The organism is Candidatus Poribacteria bacterium (assembly GCA_021162805.1).
Classification (GTDB): Bacteria; Poribacteria; WGA-4E; order B28-G17; family B28-G17; genus JAGGXZ01.
On record JAGGXZ010000054.1, the window covers coordinates 1 to 5,833 of the forward strand.

Annotated in this window: 13 protein-coding genes; all 13 read left to right on the plus strand. The window is 54.1% G+C overall.

From position 1 onward, the window contains the following. A partial coding sequence (gene tuf, locus J7M22_04065; protein MCD6505783.1) for an elongation factor Tu occupies positions 1-152 on the plus strand: 152 nt, incomplete at its 5' end. A 56-nt stretch (positions 153-208) separates the two neighbouring features. After that, entirely contained in the window at positions 209-523 is a 315-nt protein-coding gene (gene rpsJ, locus J7M22_04070) for a 30S ribosomal protein S10 (protein ID MCD6505784.1), read from the plus strand. Positions 524-534: 11 nt separating this feature from the next. Further along, positions 535-1,173: a 50S ribosomal protein L3 gene (gene rplC, locus J7M22_04075; protein ID MCD6505785.1), complete on the plus strand. Its 639-nt coding sequence runs from the start codon at positions 535-537 to the stop codon at positions 1,171-1,173. 11 nt (positions 1,174-1,184) lie between these two features. Further along, on the plus strand, positions 1,185-1,835 hold the full coding sequence (rplD, locus tag J7M22_04080; GenBank protein ID MCD6505786.1) for a 50S ribosomal protein L4: 651 nt from the start codon (positions 1,185-1,187) through the stop codon (positions 1,833-1,835). Further along, positions 1,832-2,146 carry a 50S ribosomal protein L23 gene (gene rplW / locus J7M22_04085; GenBank protein ID MCD6505787.1) on the plus strand — a complete coding sequence of 105 codons (315 nt, stop codon included), beginning with the start codon at positions 1,832-1,834 and terminating at the stop codon, positions 2,144-2,146. The genes rplD and rplW overlap by 4 nt, the downstream gene beginning before the upstream one ends. 15 nt (positions 2,147-2,161) lie before the next feature. Further along, positions 2,162-2,983, plus strand: coding sequence for a 50S ribosomal protein L2 (gene rplB, locus J7M22_04090; protein MCD6505788.1), 822 nt, complete (start codon positions 2,162-2,164; stop codon positions 2,981-2,983). A 13-nt stretch (positions 2,984-2,996) separates the two neighbouring features. Continuing rightward, the gene (gene rpsS / locus J7M22_04095; GenBank protein ID MCD6505789.1) at positions 2,997-3,257 is read left to right on the plus strand and encodes a 30S ribosomal protein S19; all 261 of its coding nucleotides are present in this window, start codon (positions 2,997-2,999) and stop codon (positions 3,255-3,257) included. A gap of 24 nt (positions 3,258-3,281) precedes the next feature. After that, positions 3,282-3,632 (plus strand): 50S ribosomal protein L22, encoded by a 351-nt coding sequence (gene rplV / locus J7M22_04100; protein ID MCD6505790.1) that lies wholly within the window; start codon positions 3,282-3,284, stop codon positions 3,630-3,632. Between the two features lie 42 nt (positions 3,633-3,674). After that, positions 3,675-4,430 carry a 30S ribosomal protein S3 gene (rpsC, locus tag J7M22_04105; protein MCD6505791.1) on the plus strand — a complete coding sequence of 252 codons (756 nt, stop codon included), beginning with the start codon at positions 3,675-3,677 and terminating at the stop codon, positions 4,428-4,430. A 101-nt stretch (positions 4,431-4,531) separates the two neighbouring features. Next, positions 4,532-4,948 carry a 50S ribosomal protein L16 gene (gene rplP / locus J7M22_04110; GenBank protein MCD6505792.1) on the plus strand — a complete coding sequence of 139 codons (417 nt, stop codon included), beginning with the start codon at positions 4,532-4,534 and terminating at the stop codon, positions 4,946-4,948. Then, a complete protein-coding gene (gene rpmC, locus J7M22_04115; GenBank protein ID MCD6505793.1) occupies positions 4,948-5,151 on the plus strand; it encodes a 50S ribosomal protein L29 in 204 nt (67 codons plus the stop codon). Before rplP ends, rpmC begins: the two co-directional genes overlap by 1 nt. Continuing rightward, positions 5,132-5,389 carry a 30S ribosomal protein S17 gene (rpsQ, locus tag J7M22_04120; protein MCD6505794.1) on the plus strand — a complete coding sequence of 86 codons (258 nt, stop codon included), beginning with the start codon at positions 5,132-5,134 and terminating at the stop codon, positions 5,387-5,389. Before rpmC ends, rpsQ begins: the two co-directional genes overlap by 20 nt. Positions 5,390-5,400: 11 nt before the next feature. Continuing rightward, on the plus strand, positions 5,401-5,769 hold the full coding sequence (gene rplN / locus J7M22_04125) for a 50S ribosomal protein L14 (protein ID MCD6505795.1): 369 nt from the start codon (positions 5,401-5,403) through the stop codon (positions 5,767-5,769). Positions 5,770-5,833 lie beyond the last annotated feature (64 nt).

The following is a 5,833-nucleotide window of genomic DNA, read 5'->3' on the forward strand; positions in this document are numbered from 1 at the left end:
CGGAGGGAGTAGAGATGGTGATGCCGGGTGATAATGTGAATTTGACGGTTGAGTTGATGGTTCCGATAGCGATGGAGGAGGGGTTACGGTTTGCGATCAGAGAGGGAGGACACACCGTCGGTGCTGGCGTCGTGACCAAGATCATAGAGTGATCTCAAATTGAAGGCGGCCGGGTTAATCGCCGGCCGCCGTAACGCGGGGTGATATGATGACCGGCCAGAGGATAAGGATAAAATTGAAGGCATTTGACCACAGATTACTGGATAGATCGGTCAAGCAGATCGTAGATAGCGTCAAGAGAACCGGAGCCGTCATCGCAGGGCCGATACCGCTGCCTGTTGACAAGACCATAATCACGGTCAACAGGTCGACCAACATAGATAAGAAATCCAGGGAGCAGTTCGAGATAAGGGTGCACAAAAGATTGATCGATATACTCGAAACCACCCCTAAGACGGTCGATGCCCTGATGAAGCTCGATCTTCCGTCGGGCGTGGACGTTAAAATCAAGCTGCTATCGTAAGGGTGATCGCGATGGTCAACGGTTTATTGGGCAAGAAGGTCGGTATGACGCAGATCTTCAACGAGTCGGGGCAGGTGGTTCCCGTCACGGTGATAAAGGCCGGTCCCTGCCCGATCGTTCAGATAAAGAGTGTTGAGAGGGACGGCTACGCGGCCGTTCAGCTCGGCTTTGAGGAGAAGAAACCTCATTCGGTCAACAAGCCCATGGCAGGTCACTTCAGAAAGGCCAATGTGAATCCGTGCAGATACCTCCGAGAGATAAGGGTCGAGGAGACGGGCGATCTGAAGTTGGGGGATGTGATCGACGTGTCGATCTTCTCTGAGGGCGATTCGGTCGATGTGACGGGCATATCGAAGGGACGCGGCTTTGCGGGGGTTATGAAGAGATGGGGGTTTAAAGGCAGTCGAGGTTCACACGGCGCTGAGAAGGATCACAGACATCCGGGCTCGATCGGCACCAGCACCTTCCCCGCAAGGGTTATCAAAGGCAAAAAGATGGCCGGTAGATACGGTGGTGAGAGGGTAACGGTTAAGAATCTATCCGTTCTCAAGGTTGATCCCGAAAACAACCTGTTGGTGGTTAAGGGCGCTGTGCCCGGTCCTCCAAACGGTCTGTTGATAATCAGGAAATCTAAAAAAGCTGGGAAGTAGGGGATTGAGAGATGCCAAAGCTTAGCTTATACAGCCAATCGGGAGAGGTCATCGGAGAGATTCATCCGTCTGAAAGGCTCTACACCGAGAGGATAAACGTTCCCGTGCTACATCAGGCGGTGGTTGGATATCTGGCCAACCGCAGGCTGGGCACGGCTTCAACCAAATCCCGCAGCGAGGTTAAGGGAAGCGGTAGGAAGCTGTATCGCCAGAAACATACCGGAAGGGCCAGAGCGGGCGATGCCAAGTCTCCCACCCGCGTCGGTGGGGGAGTCGCCTTCGGGCCGAAGCCGAGAAGCTATAGACAGCGCACGCCGAAGAAAATGAGACGGCTGGCTCTGATGCATGCTATCGCCGATAAATTCCAGAACGATAACGTGAAGGTGATAGATCGGATCGAGCTCGAAAGGCCCAAGACGAAATCGATGGTTCAGATCCTGAACTCTCTCGGCCTGGAAGGCAAGGTGTTGATCGTGCTGGAATCCCATGACAGAAACGTCTACCTCTCGGCCAGGAACATACCCGGAGTTCACACCTGCCGGTGGAGCGATCTCAACGCCTACGATGTCCTGTGGCACGATAAGCTTCTGATAACCAAGGAGGCGCTTGAAAACCTGCAGGCCAAATTCGCACTCGAGCCGGAGGAGGTTGCCTCATCATGAAAGATCCGTATAAGATCATCCTGCAGCCCCTCCTGACCGAGAAGAGCACCGCTTTGAGGGATGAGCAGAACAAATACGCCTTTCTGGTCGATATCAACGCCAACAAGGTTGAGATCAGAGAGGCGCTTGAGGCGCTTTTCCCCGAGGTGAAGGGGAAGATCGTCAAGATCAACACGGTCAGGGTGAAGGGCAAGAGGAAGGGTCATCTGGTCAGGTATAGGTATGGAATAGGTAAGCGTCCGGATAGGAAGAAGGCGATCGTCACCCTGGAGGAGGGTACCATTATTTCTCTGTATGAGACGACAATCTGATGGAGGGGTGCTGAGTTGGGGATTAAGAGATTTGCTCCCATAACGCCTGGAAGGCGGTTTATGACCGGTCATACGTTCGAGGAGATAACGAAGGAGAAGCCTGAGAAATCCCTGACTAAGGGCATATCCAAGACGGGCGGGAGGAACTCTTACGGCAGAATAACCGTCAGGCATCGAGGCGGAGGACATAAGCGCAGGTATAGGATAATAGACTTCAAGCGGGATAAATTCGGTGTTCCGGCTAAGGTTGTGGCGATAGAGTATGACCCGAACAGGACGGCGAGGATAGCTCTTTTGCAATACGTTGACGGCGAAAGGCGGTATATAATCGCCCCGCTTGGGCTGAAGGTCGGGGATACGGTTATGTCGGGGCCGGATGCCGAGGTGAAGATCGGCAACGCCCTGCCGCTTGAAAGGATACCTCTGGGCACGTTCATCCACAACATAGAACTTATCCCCGGCAGGGGCGGACAATTGGCCAGGGCTGCCGGAGCCGCCGCCGTGTTGGTAGCCAGGGAGGGCAAATACGCCCATGTCAGACTCCCGTCAAACGAGGTGAGGTTGATCCCCGTTGGATGTATGGCCACGATCGGTCAGGTCGGTAACCTCGAACACGAGAACGTCGTCATAGGCAAAGCGGGCAGAAAGAGATGGCTCGGGATAAGGCCGACCGTCAGGGGCGTCGCCATGAACCCTGTCGATCACCCACATGGTGGCGGCGAGGGGAAATCCCACGGCGGGAGACATCCCGTCACGCCCTGGGGACAGCCGACGAAAGGATATAAAACCAGAAGGAAGAAACCCTCAGACAGGCTCATAGTCTCTCGCAGGAAATAAGGGGGTGTAGATAATGCCGAGATCTCTGAAGAAGGGGCCATACGTCGATCCGAAGCTGCTTAAAAAAGTTCGAAAGATGAACGAGACGGGAGAGAAGAAGGTCATAAGGACATGGTCCAGGCGTTCGACCATAGTTCCGGATTTCGTGGGACATACCTTCGCCGTCTATAACGGCAAGCAGTTCTTCCCTGTGTTCATCACGGAGAACATGATCGGTCACAAGCTGGGTGAGTTCGCGCCGACCCGGAGGTTCGGCGGACACAAGACCGGTTGATCTGGGTTTGGAGGAGAAGAGGAGATGGTGTCCAAAGCGGTGGCTAGATTTCAACCCATAGCGCCCAGAAAGGCGAGGTTGGTGGCAGATCTGGTGCGTAATCGGACGGTTAAAGAGGCTCTGGATATCCTGCGCTTTACCCCTAAAAAGGCGGCTAGACATATCTATAAGGTCGTCCGCTCGGCCCTCGCCAACGCGCAGCAGGAAGATCCCTCATATAACGAGGAGAACCTCTACGTGGAGAGGATCTTCGTGGACGAAGGCGGCATAAGATACTGGAGGAGACCGAGGGCCAGGGGAATGGCCTATAGGATCAGGCGCAGGAGATGCCATATAACCGTTATACTCGACTCAATGGAAGGAGAACAACCATGAAAAAACTAATCAGATCTTTTTGAGCTTGGATAGGAGGTCTCAGTGGGACAGAAATCTCACCCCAGGGGATTGAGGCTCGGGTATATAGAGACGTGGGATTCAAAGTGGTATGCTGAAAAGGAGTACGCCGATTGGCTACATGAGGATCTTATGATCCAACGATACGTCAAGGAGCGGATGTACAGGGCAGGGATATCCCGCGTCCAGGTCGAAAGGTCGACGGACAGGTGTGTCGTTCACATCTTCACGGCACGCCCAGGTATCGTCATAGGGCGCAGGGGCGCCGAAGTGGAGGCGCTGACCCAGGAGCTGATGGAGCTGACGGGGAAGAACATCAGGATAGCTATAGAGGAGGTCAAAAGGCCGGAGCTCGACGCACAACTGGTCGCTGAGGGGATCGCACTGCAGCTTGAAAGGCGTGCTCCGTTCAGGCAGACGATGAAGAGGGCGGTCGCCGCCGCCATGAGATCGGGAGCTCAGGGGATCAGGATCGAGATCAAAGGCAGGATCGCCGGCGCTGAGATCGCCCGCAAGGAACGTGAGATGGAGGGAAGGGTACCGCTTCAGACGCTGAGAGCAATGATAGATTATGGGTTCGCCGAGGCTCATACCGTCTACGGTAAGATCGGAGTTAAAGTTTGGATATCCAAGGGAGAGGTCATAGGTAAACCCGAGGAGGAAACAGAGGAGGAGAAAACAGCTCCTCCCGTTCAACCCCGTTCAGAATCAACGCCTCCCAGACGCAGAAGGCGTAGGAGAAGATCAGATCGCAGGGAGGCAAGACGATCCGCAGAATGAATATAGTTGTCATTGATGGTCATTTGTAGTCATTAAATGACGGCGAAGCCGAATGACCTAATGATTATAAATGACAGAGAGTAAAAGCGAGGGGAAACGAGATGTTAATGCCGAAAAGGGTCAAACATCGCAAAGAGCAACGCGGCAGGATGAAAGGGCTGGCATACAGAGGATCTCAGGTCTCCTACGGCGAATACGGGCTTCAGGCGTTGGAGCCGGGTTGGATAACGAACAGACAGATAGAGGCGGCCCGTGTGGCCATTGTCAGACATCTCAGGCGAGGTGGAAAGATCTGGATAAAGATATTCCCACATAAACCCGTCACCAAAAAACCGGCTGAGAGCAGAATGGGAAAGGGAAAAGGCTCGCCTGAGTTCTGGGTCGCCGTGGTCAAACCCGGAAAAGTCCTTTATGAGATAGCTGGCGTGCCCGAAGAGGTGGCGAGAGAAGCCCTCAGAAGGGCGTCCCATAAGCTCCCCATCAAAACCAGGTTTGTGGTCCGGACAGGTGGTGTGTGATGAAAGCTAGAGAGCTGAGGATGAGATCAACGGAAGAACTCCAAAGCGAACTCGAGCGCCTGAAAGACCAGCTCTTCTCGCTGAAGTTTCAGAGGGTTGTCGGGAGGTTGGAAAATCCAAATCAGATCAGACAGATCAAGAGGGATATCGCCCGGATTAAAACCATACTCAGGGAGAGAGAGCATGAAGAGGGGAAGAGCTAGGTTCCGCGTGGGCGTGGTCGTCAGCGATAAGATGGATAAAACCGTGACCATTGCCATAGAGAGAATATTTCAACACCCTAGATATAAGAAGACGGTCAGGCGGACCAAGAAGGTGCTCGCCCACGATGAGAGGAACGAGTGTAAGGTCGGAGATAAGGTTCTCATAATCGAGACCAGACCTCTTAGCAGAAGAAAACGGTGGAGGGTCTCCAAGATCCTCGAAAAAGCTGTGGGCTGAGGGGAGAGACCATGATTCAGACGCAGACTATCCTTAACGTCGCCGATAACACCGGCGCAAAGAGGGTGATGTGCATAAAGGTGTTGGGAGGAAGCCGGAGGAAATACGCCTCGCTTGGTGATGTGATAGTGGCTTCCGTCAAGGAGGCCGCTCCCGACAGCTCCGTCAAAAAGGGACAGGTGGTCAAAGCCGTGGTCGTCAGAACCAGGAAGGAGAAACGCCGTCCCGATGGCTCCTACGTCAAGTTCGACGATAACGCTGCCGTCCTGATAGACAACGCCGGACAGCCACTGGGCACCAGAGTCTTCGGACCCGTAGCGAGGGAGCTGAGGGAGAAGGCCTTCACCAGGATAATCTCGCTGGCGCCGGAGGTGGTGTGAGATGGGGGATAAGGTTCACATCAAACGGGATGATCTCGTGTTGGTGCTCAGCGGCAGGGATAAG

Bases quoted from the DNA above. Each gene is read 5' to 3' on its own strand.
- rpsJ (MCD6505784.1), top strand. From the start codon at position 209: ATGACCGGCCAGAGGATAAGGATAAAATTGAAGGCATTTGACCACAGA.
- rplC (MCD6505785.1), top strand. From the start codon at position 535: ATGGTCAACGGTTTATTGGGCAAGAAGGTCGGTATGACGCAGATCTTC.
- rplD (MCD6505786.1), top strand. From the start codon at position 1,185: ATGCCAAAGCTTAGCTTATACAGCCAATCGGGAGAGGTCATCGGAGAG.
- rplW (MCD6505787.1), top strand. From the start codon at position 1,832: ATGAAAGATCCGTATAAGATCATCCTGCAGCCCCTCCTGACCGAGAAG.
- rpsS (MCD6505789.1), top strand. From the start codon at position 2,997: ATGCCGAGATCTCTGAAGAAGGGGCCATACGTCGATCCGAAGCTGCTT.
- rplV (MCD6505790.1), top strand. From the start codon at position 3,282: ATGGTGTCCAAAGCGGTGGCTAGATTTCAACCCATAGCGCCCAGAAAG.
- rplP (MCD6505792.1), top strand. From the start codon at position 4,532: ATGTTAATGCCGAAAAGGGTCAAACATCGCAAAGAGCAACGCGGCAGG.
- rpmC (MCD6505793.1), top strand. From the start codon at position 4,948: ATGAAAGCTAGAGAGCTGAGGATGAGATCAACGGAAGAACTCCAAAGC.
- rpsQ (MCD6505794.1), top strand. From the start codon at position 5,132: ATGAAGAGGGGAAGAGCTAGGTTCCGCGTGGGCGTGGTCGTCAGCGAT.
- rplN (MCD6505795.1), top strand. From the start codon at position 5,401: ATGATTCAGACGCAGACTATCCTTAACGTCGCCGATAACACCGGCGCA.